This window comes from Microcoleus sp. M2_D5, assembly GCF_036701935.1.
Lineage (GTDB): Bacteria > Cyanobacteriota > Cyanobacteriia > Cyanobacteriales > Microcoleaceae > Microcoleus.
This window is the reverse complement of record NZ_JAUBRP010000001.1, coordinates 83,212-102,645: the sequence shown is the minus strand read 5'-3', so window position 1 is coordinate 102,645 and position 19,434 is coordinate 83,212. Positions and strand designations below refer to the sequence as shown.

Sequence of the window (19,434 nt, the reverse complement as noted above, 5' to 3'; positions counted from 1 at the left end):
ACTCCAACTCCGACAGCAGCACCGACTCCGACTCCGACAGCAGCACCGACTCCAACTCCGACAGCAGCACCGACTCCAACTCCGACAGCAGCACCGACTCCGACTCCGACAGCAGCACCGACTCCAACTCCGACAGCAGCACCGACTCCGACTCCGACAGCAGCACCGACTCCGACTCCGACGCCAACTGCTGCGAGGATTCCTACTGCACCGACAGTTAGCGCGCCTGATGATTCGCCTCTGGTGTCAATGAGTTCTCTGGCCCCGACTCCGACTCCCGGACTATTGCCAATGCCGGGCCAGACGCCTATATTCCCGACGGTGCCGAACCTGATACCTTTTCCTACACCTTTTCCTCCACCTTCGGGGTTGTAGGTGCGATCGCGCAGCTTAGTGATGAGTTATGAGTTAATGTAAAACTCACTAAACTCATAACTCAAAACTATTTAACGTCCTGGGGAGTTTCGGCCGAGTCTTGTGGCGACTCGGCTGGAGAATCTTCTAGGGGAGATAATTGTTGGCTATACTCCAAGAGCGATCGAAGTTTCATGCGGTGGATGTAAGGCCAGCCGCCATTGGCTTCAATATTCCTGAGCAGTTTGTAAAGTGCTTGGCGGTTGTCGGGAAAAGACGCTTGAAACAAACCGTCCCGAATTTCCCGGTGCGAAGCTTCCAGCCTCCGCAGCAGGGCCAAAAGCAGCAGACTGTCTCCCTGACAACTTTCGGCTAAAGTCCGAATCGCCTCTGTCAGCGAGTGCATTTGAGACTGCAACTTTTCTGACTCTAAATCTTTGCCGTTGTCCATACTGCTGCTTCCTTTGAAATCTACAAGGCCTTTGTCCCCAGCCTTTTGGTCAACTGACTAATCGAGCTAGTCGCGATCGCCATTCGGGGTCATAAGCAAAGTAACTTAAGTAGGTTGACTTAAGCAATATTAATTTGCAGTCCAAGTCAGGAAAAGAGCACAACCCGTCGTACCATGTGTATTGGGCTGCGATCCGAACATGATTGAGAAATCATAAGTTCATGCTTATTTTCACGGCGCACTAGCTTGATTTTTTGAGTCAATGCCGGTCTCGGTGAAGCGAGGGATCAGGATCTAAATGCTACCCTAAGCGCTGGCCTAGCCTGCCGGCGGGCAATTATATTTTGCTCGAACTAGGGCTTTTTCTTAATATAATCCGATGTTGGATATTGAGGTTTGCAATGAAATATCGTGCTTTAATTGTTGCACTTTTAGCATTTTGCATGAGTGCGCTGGTTGCTTGTTCTTCGGCTCCTGACTCGACGGTGGCGACAACTGAGTTGCTCACCTACGACCAGATTAGAGGTACTGGCTTGGCTAATAACTGCCCTAGCTTGGCAGAAACTTCGAGGGGATCGATCCCCCTCGAAGCGGGCGCCACCTATAAACTGACTGGTTTGTGTTTGCAGCCCACAACTTATTTTGTGAAGGAAGAACCAGCAAACAAACGCCAAGAGGCGGAATTTGTGCCTGGTAAATTGCTGACCCGGTTCACGTCGAGCATTGACCAAGTTCAAGGTACGCTCAAGGTCGGTACTGACGGAACTCTCACTTTCACAGAAGAGGACGGCTTGGATTTTCAAGCTATTACGATTCAATTACCGGGCGGAGAGCAAGTACCTTTCTTGTTTACCATTAAACAGCTAGTGGCAAGTTCCGAACCCGGAGTGGTTGCTATCAATACTTCCACCGATTTGCGAGGGGAGTTTAACGTTCCTTCTTACCGCAGCGCAGGCTTTTTAGACCCTAAAGCTCGCGGGGTATCGACTGGCTACGACAATGCTGTAGCGCTTCCGGCTAGTGACAATTCCAAACGCGTGCGGGCTAATGTTAAGGTTGCTGACACTCGCACTAAGGCCGGCAAAATTTCTCTCCAAGTTGCTAAAGTCAACAGCGCCACTGGCGAAGTTGGCGGGATTTTTGAGAGCACGCAGCCTTCTGATACTGATTTGGGAGCTAGACCGGCTCTGGACGTGAAAATTCGGGGTCTGTTTTACGCTCGCATTGAGCCTTCTGTGTCATAAAATTGGCTTTCAGGATCGATCGAATTTGAGCAGTTTCTGGCTGTAAAGCTCCTGCTCCCTCTTCATTAGCCAACAGTCTCGAGCAATATAACTTAGGACTGTTGACTAATGACTAAATTTATGGTTAAACTGTGGTCATTCGCAACTTATTAAGTTGGGATTTTTAATTAATTAAAGTATTGTATTCAAACCGCTTTCAGATTATAATATACTTGGGCAAAATCCCGGTTAAATTCGGGCTTGTATCGAAAGTATTCTACCTGATAAAGTTCTGCCTTATGCGGAAAACCTTCGGATAATTCAGCTAAATCCCTGCACATTCGGAAAGTTAAACGGGTGTGTCCGCTATCACACCGATTAAGTGCTAGGATTACACTACCTAAAAGTGAATTTTTTTAGACTAGATTGGAAACTAGATCTAAAGCAACTTCAGTCCTCTGCTCTACCAACCCTTATGTCACCATGTCTACCACAGTGCCGAACGAGCTAAAAAGCGAAAATTTGCAATTGTTGCGCGAGTACCAAATTTCTAGATCGAATGAAATCCGCAATCAGTTAGTTAAACTGAATATTGGACTGGTCAGAAAAGAAGTTTACCACTGGATCAACCAGTGCGGTGAAAGCTACGACGATTTGCTGCAAGTCGGATGTATGGGGTTGATCAGGGCGATCGAGCGGTTTGATATCGCGAAGGGACACGCTTTTAGTTCCTTTGCAATTCCATACATTCGGGGCGAAATTCAACACTACTTGCGGGACAAAAGCCCTTCTGTGCGCTTTCCCCGCCACTGGCAGTCCCTGGAACGCAAATCAGTAGCAGCGATCAAGGATTTGCAGGTGCAGCTAAACCGCAAACCTACGGATGCTGAAGTAGCAGCAGTGCTTGAGGTTTCTGTACAAGAATGGCAAGAAATTAAGTTGGCCCATCTCAACAGATCGCCTCTGAGTTTGGACGCGCCGATGCAAGATGAAGACGAGGGGGCGACTTGTCTGGGAGAATTGGTGCCCGATAGCAAGTATCGGAGTTTTCAGTTGGCGCAAGAGGATCAAATTCGCGTACAGCAAGCTTTGGCTATGTTAGAACAACGAACTCGCGAGATATTGGAGTTTGTTTTTCTCTACGATTTGACGCAGAAGGAAACGGCCGAACGCTTGGGTATCAGTGCGGTGACTGTTTCTCGGCGAGTTAAGAAGGGGCTGGATTTGCTCAAAGAGATTATGACTAAACAGCTTTAGTCAGTTGACAGTTGACAGTTGACAGTTGACAGTGGGCAGTTACTACCAATAACTAATCACTAATCACTAATCACTAATGACAACTAATGACTAATGACTAATGACTAATGACTAATTTTTAGATGCTGCGGACAAATTTATCGAGCCTTTCTACGGCTTTTTTAATTGTGCCTAAATCGGTGGCGTAAGACAAGCGAATGTGGTCGTCTGCACCAAAAGCAATCCCCGGAATAACGGCTACTTGCTGCTGTTCTAAGAAAGCGTCGCAAAATTCCAAAGAATTCATTCCAGTCTTGCTGATGTTGACAAACATATAGAAAGCACCGTCTGGTTTAATGCAGCTAATTCCGGGGACAGCATCGAGCAATTCAAATATTACCTGACGCCTTTCGGCAAAAGCTTGACGCATTTTTTCGACAGACTCTTGGCTGCTTTCCAAAGCGGAGATCGCGCCGTACTGTGCAAAGGTACACACATTTGAGGTACTGTGACCTTGAATGGTGCTGGTAGCTTTGATTAATTCGATCGGCCCTGCCAAATAACCGATTCGCCAGCCTGTCATCGAGTAAGCTTTAGCAAAACCGCTGCTGATCAGGGTGCGATCGAAGATTTCTTTGCCCAGGGAACCGATGCTGACGTGCTGGGCGCCGTCATATATAATTTTTTCGTAAATCTCGTCAGCAACGACTAAAATATCTCGATCGACTATCACCTGGGCCAAGGCTTTTATTTCCGCCGGAGTATACACCATTCCCGTCGGATTAGAAGGCGAATTCAGTACAAATAACTTGGTTTTGGGAGTAATCGCTCGACTCAGTTGTTCCGGTGTAATTTTATATCCTGTAGAAGCATCAGTCCGTACAATTACTGGCTTGCCGCTAGCGAGTTTAACCATTTCTGGGTAGCTCAGCCAGTAGGGAGCGGGAATAATTACTTCCTCTCCCGGCTCGATCAGAGCCATCATCAGATTGTAGAGGGAATGCTTGCCGCCGTTGGTGACAATAATATTTTCCGGTTGATAGTGGAGATTGTTGTCGGATTGGAGTTTGCGAGCGATCGCAGCTTTTAACTGCGGTTCCCCAGCCACAGGGCCGTACTTAGTCTTCCCCGCGTCTAAAGCTTGTTTTGCTGCTGCTTTAATGTGTTCGGGGGTATCAAAGTCCGGTTCTCCCGTACTCAAACTACAGACATCAATCCCTTCGGCCTTCATGGCTTTAGCCTTAGCGGCGATCGCCAAGGTTATAGAAGGAGTAACCTCACCCACTCGTGCTGCCAACTTAATCATTGGATTTTAGATATTAGATTTTTGACTTTAGATCATAGGGTGACAAATGTTGATATTCAACCCTGTTGTTAGGGAATTATGACATTTGTTTACATAGTACGTAAAGGATTAAGCAATTAAAGAATAAAAATTAAAGAAGCTCTTAGTTTTAATTTTTATTTTTAATATTTTAAATTTTGACGTTATTATTGTACCATTTTTGATGCCTCGTTACCCTCAACGCCGATCTGCAAGCTTATGGATCTCAAATCTCTGATTCGCGACATTCCTGATTTCCCCAAGCCGGGAATTCTGTTTCGAGACATTACAACTTTGCTGCGCGACCCGCAAGGGCTGAGCTACACCATTGACAGCTTAGCGGAAAAATGCTCTGCAATGTCTGTTGACTATGTGGTGGGCATGGAATCGCGGGGCTTCATCTTTGGCGCGCCGTTGGCTTATAAAATGGGAATAGGCTTTATTCCTGTCCGCAAGCCGGGGAAACTGCCCGGTGCGGTTCATTTTGCCGAGTACGAATTGGAATACGGTGTCGATCGACTGGAGATGCACCGAGATGCGATGACATCCGGCAGCCGGGTGCTGATTGTGGACGATTTAATCGCCACTGGCGGAACAGCGGCAGCGACGGCTAAATTGTTAGAACAAGCTGGCTGCGAGCTTGTCGGTTTTGCTTTTATCATTGAATTGCAGGGTTTGGGCGGCAGGCAGAAATTGCCGGATGTGCCGATCGTCACGCTAGTTGAATATTAGTTAGTTAACGGTTAACTGTTGACTGTTGACTGTTGACTGTTGACAAATAATATCTTTGCTGTTTGCATCGGAATCATTTATCTCTCTCTTCTCGAACTCTGCGCTCTCTGCGCTCTCTGTGGTTAAATCATTCCGATGCAATCGGCATTAATATCATTCACAATTCTTCAAATCTAAAATCTAAAATCTAAAATCTAAAATCGTATGACTTCTATTAAAGTAAATCGAAATTGGCGAGGGCTGGGTTCTCTGTTTGGTGGCGAGACATTTACTTATGTTGTCAAGCGACTGTTGCAGGCACTATTAACGCTACTTTTAGCATCGGCTCTTTGTTTTGCAATTATTGAGCTAGCACCGGGAAATTACTTGGATACATTGAGCCAAAATCCCAAGATTTCGCCGGAGACACTCAAGCAACTCGAACAGCAGTTCGGCCTAGATAAACCAGCGATTGTGCAGTATTGGCTGTGGCTGCAACAAATTGTGACGCGGGGGAATTTTGGCACGAGTTTTGTGTATCAGCGATCCGTAGCTTCGCTGCTGTGGGAACGGGTACCGGCGACGTTATTAATGGCGATCGCATCTTTGATTGTAACTTGGGCGATCGCGATTCCTTTGGGAATTGTCGCCGCCGTCAATCAAAACCGCACAGTCGATCGAGTTTTGCAAGTAGTCAGCTACACCGGACAGGGATTTCCCAGCTTTATCACAGCTTTGTTGCTGCTATTTTTTGCTCAGAATACTTCGCCTCTGTTTCCCGTCGGAGGAATGACAAGTATCGACCACGCAGACTTACCTTGGTGGGGTCAAATCCTCGATTACGGCTGGCACTTAATTTTGCCAACTGTCGCCCTCAGCGTTACTGGTTTTGCGGGTTTGCAAAGATTGATGCGCGGACAATTGTTAGACGTGCTGCGTCAAGATTACATCAGAACAGCGCGCGCGAAAGGTTTGCCGGACGATCGAGTAATTTACGTTCACGCTTTGCGGAATGCTGTTAATCCGTTGATTACGCTGTTGGGTTTTGAGTTTGCTAGTTTGTTGAGCGGTGCGTTTATTGCGGAATTTTTCTTTAATTGGCCGGGTTTGGGAAAGCTGACTTTGGAGGCGGTGAACAATCAAGATTTGTATTTAGTAATGGCTAGTTTGATGATGGGTGCGACGATGTTGATTGTGGGGAATTTGTTGGCAGATTTGCTGCTGAAAGCTGTCGATCCTCGGATTAAGCTGGAAGATTTGAAATAATAGACTTCACTCAGCGATCGGATGTCAATGCTCGGAGGTCAACTGTCACTCAAATTTTGTCCCTCTCGCAGTGTTTTATGTCAGAAAAACAACCAAACGAGCCAATGAGTTTTTGCAGCTTTGCCGACAGGTGCAGGCATATTGACAGTCTTTCAGAAGAGGCAAGGCACACAGCTAAAGTGTTGTTAGAAAAGGCTGGAACTGATGACCCACAAGCAGCGGAGCAGATACTTTCAAGCATGACAATGCTCGATCTCAGCAACAATCAAATTACCGACTTCAGCTTCCTCGCCTGCCTCACCAATGTGAAAGCAGTGCATCTGGCCAGCAATCAATTTACCGACATTAGCTTCCTCGGCTGGCTCACCAATCTGAAAATACTGTATCTGGGCAACAATCAAATTACCGACATCAGCTTCCTCGGCTCGCTCACCAATCTGACAACACTGGATTTGGGCAGCAATAAAATTACCGATATCAGGTTCCTCGGCTGGCTCACCCATCTGACAACACTGCATCTGGGCGGCAATAAAATTACCGACATCAGCTTCCTCGGCTCGCTCACCAATCTGACAACACTGAATCTGGGCAACAATCAAATTACCGACATCAGCTTCCTCGGCTCGCTCACCAATCTGACAACACTGAATCTGAACTCCAAGAGAATTACCGACATCAGGTTCCTCGGCTCGCTCACCAATCTGACAACACTGGAGCTGGACAGCAATAAAATTACCGATATCAGCGCCTTGCGAGCGCTCACCAATCTCACAACACTGAACCTTAACAACAATAAAATTACCGATATCAGCGCCTTGCGAGCGCTCACCAATCTCACAACACTGAACCTTAACAACAATAAAATTACCGATATCAGCGCCTTGCGAGCGCTCACCAATCTCACAACACTGAATCTCGGCAACAACAAAATTACCGCTCTGTGCGTGTTAGGCGAACTCGCACAGAAACGTCTTACTCTCTCGACGAAACCAATTGATGGTCAAAAAGCCACAGAAGCCATCAAAGTTGCCTATACCGCTATTGGCTTAGAAGAACCCGAAGTTATTATTTGCAGCAGTCCCCCCGACGCTTGTCTCCAAATCTTCAACTTGCTCAAACGCGACCATTCACAAAACTTCTCAGACAAATTCAGCAATATATTGGGGAAAGATATAGACCAGAAATGGATGTCCCCTGTGGGAGAATTGGCAAGTCCGGGCGTGTGGAACTATGAACTCCGCAGCATGACTGTCGAGTCCGAAGCAGACAGCACACTGAGTTCGCTAATGTACGAATGGGCTGAAAGCTATGTGCGATCGGAAGGAATGATAGGGAACGGTTTTCCCATTTATTTGTTATCTCGGCAATCCCGTGAAACCCCCACGAATTTGTTTAAATAAATCTATTTGACCCAATGGTATATATCTTCATTAGGCGTCAATCTTTCCCAAAAGGCACAAGAAATACTTCGCTGCCAAAAGCAGCTTTTCGAGCATTGCGGTTTAATAATTCCCTTTGAAAAGTTTTGCGCGGTGTGCGATCGCCCCCGCCACCTGCGCTTTGACAGTCAAAACCGCTTGCACGCCGAAGGAGAACCTGCGATCGAGTTTGCCGATGGATGGAATTTTTACTATTATCACGGCGTCAGATTGCCTGAAGAATACGGCAAAGTCCACCCAAATCAATGGCAACCCCAATGGCTTTTAACAGAAGAGAATGCCGAACTTCGGCGAGTGTTAATTGAAGGAATTGGTTACGATCGCATTTGTCAAGAGTTGTCAGCAGAAAAAATAGATAGTTGGCAGGAATATTCACTATTAACAATAGATAATGCCGATGTCGAGCCGATTTGTTTGTTAAAAATGATTTGTCCGAGTACGGGATTCATTCACGCTTTGAGAGTGCCGCCTAACCTGACATCAGCTAGGGAGGCAATTCGCTGGGCAAATTGGGATATCGATCCAGAGGAATTTTCCGTGCAGACTTGATATAGCAGAAGGAAGAAGGAAGGCACTACACGGATTAACACGGATACACGGATTAAAGGGTGCGCGTATCAGATGTCATACCGAATCAGCGATCGGGAAGAAGGAAGAGTTAATAGTAGCAGGGATTTCAGCGATCGAGAATGTCTTTGTTTTAATTTCAGAAACGAGATGACAATTCCTGGAAGAACGAGCTAGGGTAGCTGCAGACATTTATTTCGATCGGGATTTACGCACGGGTGGCCAGAAACCGGGTTTTTTGCCCAGAAGACGGGTTATAGCCCGTAAAAACCACAAAAACCCGGTTTGTTTGGTTTTGATGCGTAATATCGTGTCCGGTAGATTAGTCGAGGGGGCAGATTTATGAGATTGTCTGTTTTCGGCAATTATTGTCGGTGAACCTGCCCCTACAAGACATGGCATTTGTAATAACGGATCGGATCTATCTGAGATATTGCAGCATTCTCCATTAGCTGTAGGGGCGGGTTCGCCAGTAGGCTTAAACGTTTGCAGACAGGTTAAATAAACCCGCCCTCCCCCACGAATAATCCCCTCAAATCAATCGGACTCGATATAACTCCTATTATTCCCAGGAATGCACCGATAAAACTTCATTCACCCTCCAAACATGGCAAAACAACTAGCAATAGAAACTCGCGGGCTGACGAAACAATTCGATCGCCATATCGCCGTCAATGACATCGATTTGCAAGTAGCAGCCGGCGAAGTATGCGGACTCATCGGCCCCAACGGTGCCGGCAAAACTACTTTGCTGCGGATGTTGGCGGCTGCTGAGGAACCGACTACAGGGGAAATTTACATCAACGGCGATAGGTTATTGCGCGATCGATCGCACCCGATTCTCAAACAGCGCATCGGCTTTCTTCCCGATGACTTTCCCCTCTACGACGACTTGACTGTTTGGGATTATTTAGACTATTTTGCCCGACTCTACAACCTCCAGCAACCGCGCCGCCGAGAGCGAATCAACTTTGTTTTAGAACTCGTGCAACTAACCAACAAGCGCAACAGCTTAATTTCTACCCTGTCGCGGGGGATGAAACAGCGCCTGAGTTTGGGGAGAACTATTATCCACGAACCGCTGTTGCTGTTGTTAGACGAACCCGTTTCTGGCTTAGATCCGATCGCCCGAATGCAGTTCCGCGAAACTATCAAACTTTTGCAACAAGTGGGCATGACTGTAGTCATATCATCTCACGTCCTCAGCGACTTAGCCGAACTTTGTACCTGGGTTGGTATCATGGAACTCGGATATCTGGTCGAAAGCGCACCGTTACAAGAACTTTACAAACGCCTCAGCCGCCAGCAAATTTTGATGTCCGTTTTAGGCAATAATTTAGCAGCGCTAATATCCGAGTTAAAAAACTTTCCTTGGATAGAAAGTTGGGAAATAGTCCAGGAAACTAATCAGGTGTGCGTTAACTTTTCGGGAAGCCGGGAAGATGCCGCCAATTTATTGCGCGAACTCGTCACGGCACAGATTCCGCTAACAGAATTCCACTGCACTCAAGAAGATTTAGAAACCATTTTTCTCAATATGGGGCACAAACAAGCATCCTAATTTAGTATTTTCCAGAATCAAATTAATTCTTTGTGGAACGGGCTTCTTTCCCGTTATTGAAAATAATTCAACAGTGAGTTATAACTGAGTTATATTCTTTACGGTTGAACCGGAATTATTTAACCGCAGAGAGCGCAGAGGACACAGAGGAAGAGCAGAGAGAGAATTACCAATCACCAATAAGTAATAAATCATGACACTCAACTTATTAGACCAAATCGGCAACTGGAATCCTCAGTTATTTCGAGAAATCAAAGGCAGCTTGAATATTGGCAATATGGCGATCGCATCTGCTTTCTCTTTAGGGCCTCAACTGCTGCTTTTCATGTATTACAGCGCCCAGTTACCCGTTGCCCTTCGTAATGTCGATCGTACTGAACCGATTTATAACAGATTTTGTGTTTTAAAGACGACTACTGACACAAAACCAGGAACACAATGTCTCACAGATGCCTTGGGTAACATAGTAATTGACTGGCCAAAGTGGTGGGTAGAAATATTTATTTGGCTGAGTATATTTAGCGTGTTAGTCCTATTAGTAGCAGGGACTTATATGCTCGTCAGTGACTTAGACAAGGAGGAACGCCTGGGTACGCTCAACTTTATTCGCCTCAGTCCCCAATCTGCCAATACCATTTTTATTGGCAAAATTTTCGGTGTCCCTATTTTGCTTTATCTAGCAGCAATTCTGGTAATACCACTACATCTATACAGTGGATTAGCGGCTCAAATACCTTTGCATGAAATTTTATGCTTTTACATGGCGATCGCAGCTAGTTGTAGTTTATTCTACAGCACTGCGATGCTATTTGGATTGACAACCAGTTGGTTGGGAGGATTTCAACCTTGGTTGGCTGGCGGTATTGCTTTGTTTGTGTTTGTAATTTCTACGATTCAGTTGACAGTAAGTGCTGTGGACTTAGGAACATTTGTGTCTTCCATTGGTATCCTAAGATATCTAATTTATGGCACGATCTCTAGATACGAATTCAATTCATTAGGTGTAGATATAGACAACTTACAATGGTTTTACTTGCCAATCGGTAAAAATATTGTGAGTGGTCTTGTTTTGTCTCTGTCAATTTGTGGTATCGGAACCTATTGGATGTGGCAGGGATGGCAGCGCCGTTTTCCCAATCCCACTACTACAGTTTTGAGCAAGCGACAAAGTTATTTTGCGGTTATCTGCTGTCAGCCAATCATCTTAGGCTTTGCACTCCAATCTGACCCCCTAGCCTACGGTAAAACTTTTCCTTTGCTAACCTTGAATTTGGTGATGTTCTTAATTGTAATAGCATCTTTAACATCTGACAGACAATCTTTGTATGATTGGGCAAGGTATCGGCAACAAATTGTTCCCAGCGGTCACAAGTTGTGGCGACGTTACCCACTACTCGATTTGGTTTGGAGCGAAAAAAGTCCGGCTGTAGTTGCGATCGCGATTAATCTCCTCAGCTCATCTTTCATTTTACTCATCGGACTACTTTTAATACCTCGGGGCGAGTTTCAAAAGTCTGACACAACCCTATTTTGGAGTGTAATTTTCGGCATAAATCCGATCCTCATCTACGCAACCATCACCCAACTATTCCTATTTCTCAAAACCCGCAATCAGGAAATTTGGGCCGCAGGTACGATCGGCGGTGCTATCTTGTTACCACCTGTGATTTTATCTATGCTGTTGCTCACTCCAGAAAAAGCTCCTTTCTTCTGGCTATCTTTAACATTTCCGATTTTTGGGTCTTTTTCGTCTTACATAGGATCTGAAACTACGATTTTGTTTTCGATACTCAGTCAGTGGACTGTGTTGCTGTTGTTGAATCTCAAATTGCGATCGCAACTGAAACTCGCAGGGCAATCAGCTTCTAAAGCACTGCTGAAAGCTTGAAAAAGCAGGGGAAACTTGAAACTCCGATTCAGGCAGGGATTTAAACCCCTGCCTGAAAGCTTAAGGATCGCGAATTAAATAATTTACAGAAGTTTGTGGGGAGTAGGGGTTGGGTTCTTATAGCCCGCCCTTTCTGGACGGGCGGGACGCCCATCCCACAAGTACCATTAAAATTGTAAGTTATTTAATTCTCATTCCTAAGTCGTCTGAAGACGACTGTTCAACTAACTTATTGTGCCAATTCCGCATTTATACTCGACTTTATATTAAGCGATAGTGGTCGCCGCTACACAGACAAAGCTCACCTTCGCAAGCTTTAAGATTAAAGTTAAAAAAATTTTTCTAACTGTACAGATCCAAAATTATAGAGTCAGCGTATATTACTAATGAACGCAGTACAAAATTTCATAGGTTCGCACCGCTAAAAATTTCAGCTTGGCTGTTTGCAGTTGAGCTGCGATCGCCTGCCAGCTACACACCAAACCATAAAATACGGCTAAGCGATCTGTCTTTAGGAGTGGGTCTATTTGAATCCGGGGGCGGGTTTATATATCATTTTAGCTGCGTGTAATACTTTTATGGCAACCCACCCCTACAGCCGAAAATAAGAAAAACTATCCTAAAAGTGCGAATTTGTGATATTTTGACTGAGAATACCACCGCCGTTAGGCAACAGAAGTATCAAATTTAGAGGGTGATTAGAGGATGGCAGAAATTAGAGGCACCGCCCAAGCAGACTTGCTAGCAGGAACTCCAGAAGATGACCTGATTTTTGGTTTGATGGGCACTGACACCATTGCCGGAAACTCTGGTAATGACAGCATTTATGGAGGCAAGCAAAGCGATTTAATTGAGGGCAATTCTGGTCAAGATTCGCTTTTTGGAGATTTAGATAACGACATTATTAACGGCGGAGAAGGTAACGATTTTTTAGTGGGCGGGAAAGGCAGCGATTCCATATCGGGCAACTCCGGCAATGATGTTTTGTCGGGCGATCGAGATGCTGATATCCTGATAGGGGGAGAGGGGGCAGACGTATTTGTTTTGAGGCGCTACGCTGAGGCTGACCCTTTCGGTACCAGCGGCGGTGTTAGTTTGGCAAATGCTGACCTGATCGCGGATTTTGTACCAGGTACAGATTTAATCGGTTTGGGAGAAGGCCTCAGTTTTAGCGACTTGAATATTCTGGAAGCTGGAAACGATACTGTTATTCAAGACCGGGTAACAGGAGAATTTCTCGCTACTCTCAGAGGGGTGAGGCAAAGTGCGATTAACCAGGCAAGTTTCACTAATAATATTAGCAGCGTTGTTCCCAATCCCCCGCCTCCAGCGCGGACAACGGCTTATGCTTTAACTCCTGCTAATCGGATTGTCGGTTTTAGTCTTTCCAATCCGGGAAGTGTCCTCACAGATTTGCCCGTGACTGGATTGCCAGCGGGAGAAAGTTTGCTGGGAATTGATTATCGGCCGGCTAACGGTTTGCTTTACGGTGTGGGTTCTAGCAATCGCTTGTATACTGTCAATCCGATGACTGGGGAAGCAAGTCCAGTCGGTAGCGGGCAGTTTGCTGTTCCTCTAACTCCGGGGGCTGCTGGTTTTGATTTCAATCCGACAGTCGATCGAATTCGGTTTGTCAATGAAGCCGATCAAAACGCCCGCCTCAACCCGGATAACGGGGCACTTGTGGATTTTGACACGGTGGCGGGGGGAATTCAACTCGACGGGAATTTGGCTTATGTTGCGGGCGATCGCAATTTTGGGTCAAATCCGGCGGCAGCAGGGGCTGCGTATGTGAATAACTTTGCAGGGGCAACTTCGACAACGCTGTTTGTAATTGACAGCGATTTGGATGTTTTGGTGCGACAAGATCCGCCGAATAATGGAGGGTTGAATACGATCGGATCTTTGGGAGTTGATGCGAATAGCGTTCTCGGCTTTGATATCAGGAGTATTGGCGGCCGCGAGGTGGCAGTGGCGGCGCTGGAAGTCGGTGGCATTTCGGGCTTGTACAATATCAATTTAAGTAGCGGTCAAGCTTCCTTTGTCGGTCAAATTGCCGACGGAAGACAGATTAACGGTTTGGCTTTGCCTTTGCCTACAGCTTACGCCTTAACTGTCAGAAATGGCGCTGAAACAATTGTCGGTTTTAACGAGGCGGCACCGCGGGCCATTCTCAGTGACGTGGCAGTTACTGGGTTGCAGCCGGGAGAAAGTTTGCTGGGAATTGATTTTCGCCCCGCTAACGGTGTGCTATACGGTGTGGGTTCTAGCAATCGCTTGTACGCGATTAATCCAGTTACTGGGCAAGCAAGTGCCGTCGGTAGCGGGCAGTTTGCTGTTCCCCTAACTCCGGGGGCTGCGGGTTTTGATTTCAATCCGACAGTCGATCGAATTCGGTTTGTCAATCAAGCGGGTCAAAACGCCCGCCTCAACCCGGATAACGGAGCACTTGTCGATTTTGACACGCTGACGGGGGGAGTTCAACTTGACGGGAATTTGACTTATGCTGCGGGCGATCGCAATTTTGGCAATCCCGGCGCGGCGGCTGCGGCTGCCTATGTGAATAATTTTGCCGGGGCAACTTCGACAACGCTGTTTGCAATTGACACCAATTTAGACATTTTGGTGCGGCAAGATCCGCCGAATAATGGAGTGTTGAATACGATCGGATCTTTGGGAATTGATGCTGGTACCGTTCTCGGCTTTGATATCAGGAGTGTTGGCGGTAACGAGAGGGCTTTGGCCGCGATCGAGGTTGGCGGAGTTTCCAGTCTGTACAATATCAATTTGACGACCGGTCAAGCTTCGATTGTAGGTCAAATTGGCGACGGGCGAGGGATTAAAGGTTTAGCACTGACTTTGATTTAACTGCTAGATTCCCAGCGATTTTAGATTGATTTTAGGCATCAAGTATGTATGTAGTTTTTAGGTGGAAAATTGAAAACAAGTCAACTTTTCTACACTCTCAAATTGCAGGACTCATGCCAACTGGCTACAAGTCGATGGTCATGTGAGAGTTGGCATTAGTCCTAGTTGTCAATCTAAAATCGTTTGGGCAATTCCCAATACTTCGGCTACGCCAGAGTACAAGTTCAAAATTCCAAATTCAAAATTCCCAACTTGAGGTAGCATATTATTTTGACAACAAAGATAAGATGTTATCTCAAGTTTTTTACTTGCTCCGTTCCCGCAGTGACGGCAAATATCTCTGTGCCAATCCCCATCCAGATGCGGCAGTTAGTTACCTGCTGATGTTTCGCGAAGACTATGACGCTTTGAGCTATCTCAACGCCCACGCTGCTGAGGTTGCCGATCGATTCGGGGTAGAATCGATTTCCGGTTCATCTGTGAAAACGCTGCTGGAACGTTGGGGATTTAACGGTGTGGGGGTTGTTCAAGACCCGCTGTTGCCGAATATTGAGTTTTTAACGACTCGTTAGGGTCGCTTTCTGCCATCGAAAATCCCAAATCCCAAATCCCAAATCGAATTAGGATGGCTTTCTGCCATCGAAAATCTAAAATCTAAAATCTAAAATCGACAGATGCCCCATATTTAGTGCAAATTGTCAAATATATTAACCTTTTACCCTAAATCTGAATCCTGTTGTATATTCGTAGTCTGTTGATTTATTCCGACACGTCAGTACACAACCTATGGTTCGAGAATTAGAGCGATCGAGTGCCAGCGAGAAACGCAACCTGTCCGATTTCCCCGAAACAGCACCCGCAGCCAATCCAGTATTTTTCAGGACTTACAGCCGCCGCACCGAGACGGGAAGGGAGACTTGGGCCCAAGTGTGCGATCGAACCGTCAAGGGGTTGGCATCGCTGGGAAACCTCACCCCCGAAGAAACACAACTGCTGCACCGGATGCAAAACGAGCTCAAAACCCTCGCTTCAGGCCGCTGGCTGTGGGTAGGTGGCAGCAAATGGATCGAGCAACCAGAGAATTTTTCCGGCGCATATAATTGCTCCTCAACAAATATTCTCGACTGGCGTTCCTTTGGTTTGTTGATGGATTTGGCAATGATGGGCTGCGGCACAGGGGCCGTCTTGGAACCACAATATATCAACCAACTGCCGCCGATTCGCAACCGTTTAACCCTAACCATGCAAGGCGAAATCGGCTCTACACCCGCCGAGTTGCGCCGTCAAGAAACAGAAGTAAAAATAGCAGAAAAAACCGCAACTATTTATGTCGGAGATTCTCGCCAAGGTTGGGTAAACTCCTATCAAACTTTGCTGGAATTATCCACAGATGAAAGATTTGCCGGAGAAGTTCAAGTATTCATCGATTTGAGCGACGTTCGCCCGGTGGGAGAACCTTTAAAAGGTTTTGGCGGAGTAGCAAATCCGGTGAAATTGCCCGACCTTTATCAGCGCTGCGCCGCTATTTTGAATAAAGCTCAAGGGCGGCAGTTAAATTCTGTTGAATGCTGCGTGTTGATTGATGAAGCGGCGGTCACAATCGTCGCTGGCAACATACGCCGATGTATCGCTTACGGGACAAGGGTTTCAGCAATTTCGGGGATGAAGCGTATCCAAGATATTCAGGTTGGGGAGTTGGTGTTAACTTCGTCGGGTGAATATCGTCCTGTTGTCAATAAATTTATCCAAGGTACTCAGGATGTTTTAGAAATCCGCACCCCAGTAACTTCGATTCGTTGTACTGCTAATCATCGCGTTGCTGTCTATGATGGATTGCGCTCTTACACTTGGAAATATGCAGGTGAATTGCAAAAGGGCGATCGTCTGATATCTGTTCCTCATTTGAAAGGACTACCGAACTCTACAACAGATTGGGCATGGCTTGTCGGGTTCTTTATTGGTGATGGTCACGCCGATGTAGAATCTACTAAAAGACGAAATGGTGGTGGTGGAGTCGTTAGCTTTGCCATTTCAACCCAACGCTTACAGGGAATCTTAGGAGAGAAGATTCTCAGAATTATCAGCAATCTCGGCTATCATCCTGCTTTGAATATTCAAGGCACTCATGCGAATATCAATGTTTATCGCAAAGAATTTGCGGAGACTCTCGGACAGTACAAGCAGCCCTGGCAATGTCCTATAATCCCAGAGTTTGTCTGGCAAGGAAATCGGGAAATTCGAGCTGCTTTTCTCGCAGGATTGAGCGATGCGGATGGCACTCCTTCCCGAAATGTTTTGGTCAACTCTAGCAAGTTAGAGTTTTTACAGGAGGTTCAAAAACTAGCACTTTCTCTGGGAATAGCTACAACCTTTCAAGAACGGCAGCGCAGAGTTCTTAAAGGTCGGGACAAAGTGTATGACGGATGCCATGCTCTTCACATTCGTGGCTTACAATCTCAAGCTGTAGTTGTTGCTTTTATCAATCAGTTTGCAGTGCGTGATGGCTTTACTATCCGTCTCGGAAAAAAGAATGGGCTATCCCTGCCTTATCAGTTAATTCAAGAAGCTTCGACAGCAGGTTGGAAGCCTTCTGTAAAATCTCATGCTTCTCGATTAATTGCCCATCCAACAGGACGAGGACACAGGGATGCAAATTGGGATGCTCTAATGGCAGAGGGTGCGGTAAATCCTCACTGGTTGCCAATAGAAGTTCTGTTTGTAGCACCGGCGGGTCAAGCTGAAACTTTCGATATTGAAGTCGAAGGCGATCATGAGTTTATTGCTGATGGCTTGCTAGTGCACAACAGCGCCGGAATGCGTCAGTTTGAATCGGGTGATGAACTAGGTGCAAATGCTAAAAACAATTTGTGGCAACAAGATGAAAGCGGCAACTGGAGAATCGATCCAGAGCGCGATGCCCTTCGTATGGCAAATCATACCCGTGTTTTTCATAGCAAACCTACACTAGAAGAATGTATTGAGGCTGTCCGAAAACAGTATTATAGTGGCGAAGGTGCGATTCAATGGGCCGGCGAAGCTGTAGCTCGCTCTAACGTTGATTTACTTTCAACACCGAGTCTTAAACTTGAGTTTTTGAAAGCTTACGACGAAGGAAAAGCTAAAGAGTGGTTGCAGGAACGCCATCCTAATATGACTGTGGAAGAATTAGAGCATCGGTTAGTCCGCGTGGGCTTAAACCCGTGTGGTAAGTAATTTTGCCTCACGTAAAAAACCTCGCAAAATCGGAGAATACTGAGATGTTAACTCCGAGGTAAGTAGGGGAATTAAAAATCCTTTACCACCGTAGAGCGTACCGGGTGAACCTTCTTTTTGGAAGAACATAATCCTGGCAAGAGTGCGGGGCATTGACAACTACAGTAAATGAAAAAGTACGCCGAGCTACAGGGAATATTGAATCTGTAGAACTAAAGGATAAAAAGCCTTTAGGATAACAAAACTGGAAATCATCGGCTCTAATTTCCACTGTAATTTGGCTGAGGTTCACCTCAATCAAATTGATCCTTACAACTTCAAAGAACAGGAGGAAGCTTTCAGGGCTGCGGCTCTATCTGTCGCGGTACTTCTCAATCACAAATTTCTTGAACCCCGCTATCAATACAGCCGCGAACTAGACCCGATTGTCGGCGTATCTTTCACGGGATTGTTCGATTTCTTCGTTCATGCTTTTGGCGTTGAGTGGCTGCGCTGGTGGGTGGAAGGCCGCCCGCAAACTCCCCAAGGAATCGCTTTTAAACAGCGGGAAGAAGAGTATTTGAGTGGTTGGCGCGAGATTGTGAATCGGGTAGTATGGGATTATTGCGATCGCCATTCCTTAAAACGCCCAAATCGCTGCACAACCGTTCAACCATCGGGTACTAAATCTCTGCTGACAGGTGCTTCTCCCGGCTGGCATCCGCCGAAAGCCCAGCGTTTCATTCGCCGGATCACTTTCGGCAAAAACGACCCCGTAGCCCTCGCTTGCATCGACTACGGATACAACGTAATTCCGTCTCAATCTGACAAGGATGAAAACGGCAATTTGCTGAACAATCCCTTCGATGAACGCTGTACAGAATGGCTGGTAGAAATACCCGTTGCGGTAAGTTGGGCTGATTTACCCGGTGCTGATGAAATTGACATTAACAAATTCTCAGCGGCAGCACAAATGGACTTTTATATGCAGGTACAAAAGTTCTATGTCAGACATAACACTTCGGCCACGATTGAGTTGCGGGAAAATGAAGTTGAAAGTTTGGGTACTCGGATTTACGAAGCGATTCGCGATGATGAAGGCTACATTTCCGCAGCGCTTTTAGCTAGGTTTGATGCTCTTGAAACTTTCCCGCGTTTGCCCTTTGAACCGATAAACAAGGAAACTTACACCAAGATGGTGGAAGAGACTTTAGCGCGCCGCCAAGTAGATGTTTTTCACGCGGCACTGAGTCGCTATGACTTGGGTGAAATGATGGATTCGGGGCCGGCGGGCTGCGATTCCGATAAGTGTTTGATGCCGGAGACTAAGGCTATGTAATAGCATTAAATGAAA

General features: G+C 46.3%; 13 protein-coding genes and 2 pseudogenes. 13 read left to right on the top strand and 2 right to left on the bottom strand.

Features of this window, described 5'->3' with window-relative positions:
• Window positions 1–375 (top strand): annotated as a pseudogene (locus QUA50_RS00455) (calcium-binding protein); the annotation flags it as partial.
• 67 nt (window positions 376–442) lie between these two features.
• On the opposite strand, the gene QUA50_RS00450 reads toward QUA50_RS00455, so the two are convergent.
• Entirely contained in the window at window positions 443–805 is a 363-nt protein-coding gene (locus QUA50_RS00450; RefSeq protein ID WP_333258865.1) for a hypothetical protein, read from the bottom strand.
• A 401-nt stretch (window positions 806–1,206) separates the two neighbouring features.
• On the opposite strand from QUA50_RS00450, the gene QUA50_RS00445 reads away from it, so the two are divergent.
• Both QUA50_RS00445 and QUA50_RS00440 read left to right on the top strand, forming a co-directional pair.
• Window positions 1,207–2,049, top strand: a complete 843-nt coding sequence (locus QUA50_RS00445; RefSeq protein ID WP_333258867.1) for a photosystem II manganese-stabilizing polypeptide — start codon at window positions 1,207–1,209, stop codon at window positions 2,047–2,049.
• Window positions 2,050–2,511: 462 nt separating this feature from the next.
• Window positions 2,512–3,285 carry an RNA polymerase sigma factor SigF gene (locus QUA50_RS00440; protein ID WP_333259028.1) on the top strand — a complete coding sequence of 258 codons (774 nt, stop codon included), beginning with the start codon at window positions 2,512–2,514 and terminating at the stop codon, window positions 3,283–3,285.
• Between the two features lie 118 nt (window positions 3,286–3,403).
• Here QUA50_RS00440 and QUA50_RS00435 read toward each other — a convergent pair whose 3' ends face one another.
• Complete coding sequence (locus tag QUA50_RS00435) at window positions 3,404–4,570, bottom strand: pyridoxal phosphate-dependent aminotransferase (RefSeq protein WP_333258869.1); 1,167 nt, start codon at window positions 4,568–4,570, stop codon at window positions 3,404–3,406.
• Window positions 4,571–4,807: 237 nt separating this feature from the next.
• Between QUA50_RS00435 and QUA50_RS00430 the strand changes: the two genes are divergently transcribed.
• The 10 genes and pseudogenes from QUA50_RS00430 to nrdJ all read left to right on the top strand — a co-directional run bounded on the left by QUA50_RS00430 (window position 4,808) and on the right by nrdJ (window position 19,419).
• On the top strand, window positions 4,808–5,320 hold the full coding sequence (locus QUA50_RS00430; RefSeq protein ID WP_333175468.1) for an adenine phosphoribosyltransferase: 513 nt from the start codon (window positions 4,808–4,810) through the stop codon (window positions 5,318–5,320).
• A 204-nt stretch (window positions 5,321–5,524) separates the two neighbouring features.
• The gene (locus QUA50_RS00425) at window positions 5,525–6,565 is read left to right on the top strand and encodes an ABC transporter permease (RefSeq protein ID WP_333258871.1); all 1,041 of its coding nucleotides are present in this window, start codon (window positions 5,525–5,527) and stop codon (window positions 6,563–6,565) included.
• 77 nt (window positions 6,566–6,642) lie between these two features.
• Window positions 6,643–7,965 (top strand): leucine-rich repeat domain-containing protein, encoded by a 1,323-nt coding sequence (locus tag QUA50_RS00420; protein ID WP_333258873.1) that lies wholly within the window; start codon window positions 6,643–6,645, stop codon window positions 7,963–7,965.
• Window positions 7,966–7,986: 21 nt separating this feature from the next.
• A pseudogene (locus tag QUA50_RS00415) lies at window positions 7,987–8,553 on the top strand (DUF6745 domain-containing protein); the annotation flags it as partial.
• Window positions 8,554–9,178: 625 nt separating this feature from the next.
• Entirely contained in the window at window positions 9,179–10,132 is a 954-nt protein-coding gene (locus QUA50_RS00410) for an ABC transporter ATP-binding protein (RefSeq protein WP_333258877.1), read from the top strand.
• A gap of 193 nt (window positions 10,133–10,325) precedes the next feature.
• Complete coding sequence (locus QUA50_RS00405) at window positions 10,326–12,020, top strand: hypothetical protein (protein ID WP_333258879.1); 1,695 nt, start codon at window positions 10,326–10,328, stop codon at window positions 12,018–12,020.
• Window positions 12,021–12,725: 705 nt separating this feature from the next.
• Entirely contained in the window at window positions 12,726–14,888 is a 2,163-nt protein-coding gene (locus QUA50_RS00400; protein WP_333258881.1) for a DUF4394 domain-containing protein, read from the top strand.
• Window positions 14,889–15,175: 287 nt separating this feature from the next.
• Window positions 15,176–15,460: a hypothetical protein gene (locus QUA50_RS00395; RefSeq protein ID WP_333258883.1), complete on the top strand. Its 285-nt coding sequence runs from the start codon at window positions 15,176–15,178 to the stop codon at window positions 15,458–15,460.
• Between the two features lie 214 nt (window positions 15,461–15,674).
• Complete coding sequence (locus tag QUA50_RS00390) at window positions 15,675–18,101, top strand: LAGLIDADG family homing endonuclease (protein ID WP_333258886.1); 2,427 nt, start codon at window positions 15,675–15,677, stop codon at window positions 18,099–18,101.
• 235 nt (window positions 18,102–18,336) lie between these two features.
• A complete protein-coding gene (gene nrdJ, locus QUA50_RS00385) occupies window positions 18,337–19,419 on the top strand; it encodes a ribonucleoside-triphosphate reductase, adenosylcobalamin-dependent (RefSeq protein WP_333299432.1) in 1,083 nt (360 codons plus the stop codon).
• Window positions 19,420–19,434: the final 15 nt, after the last annotated feature.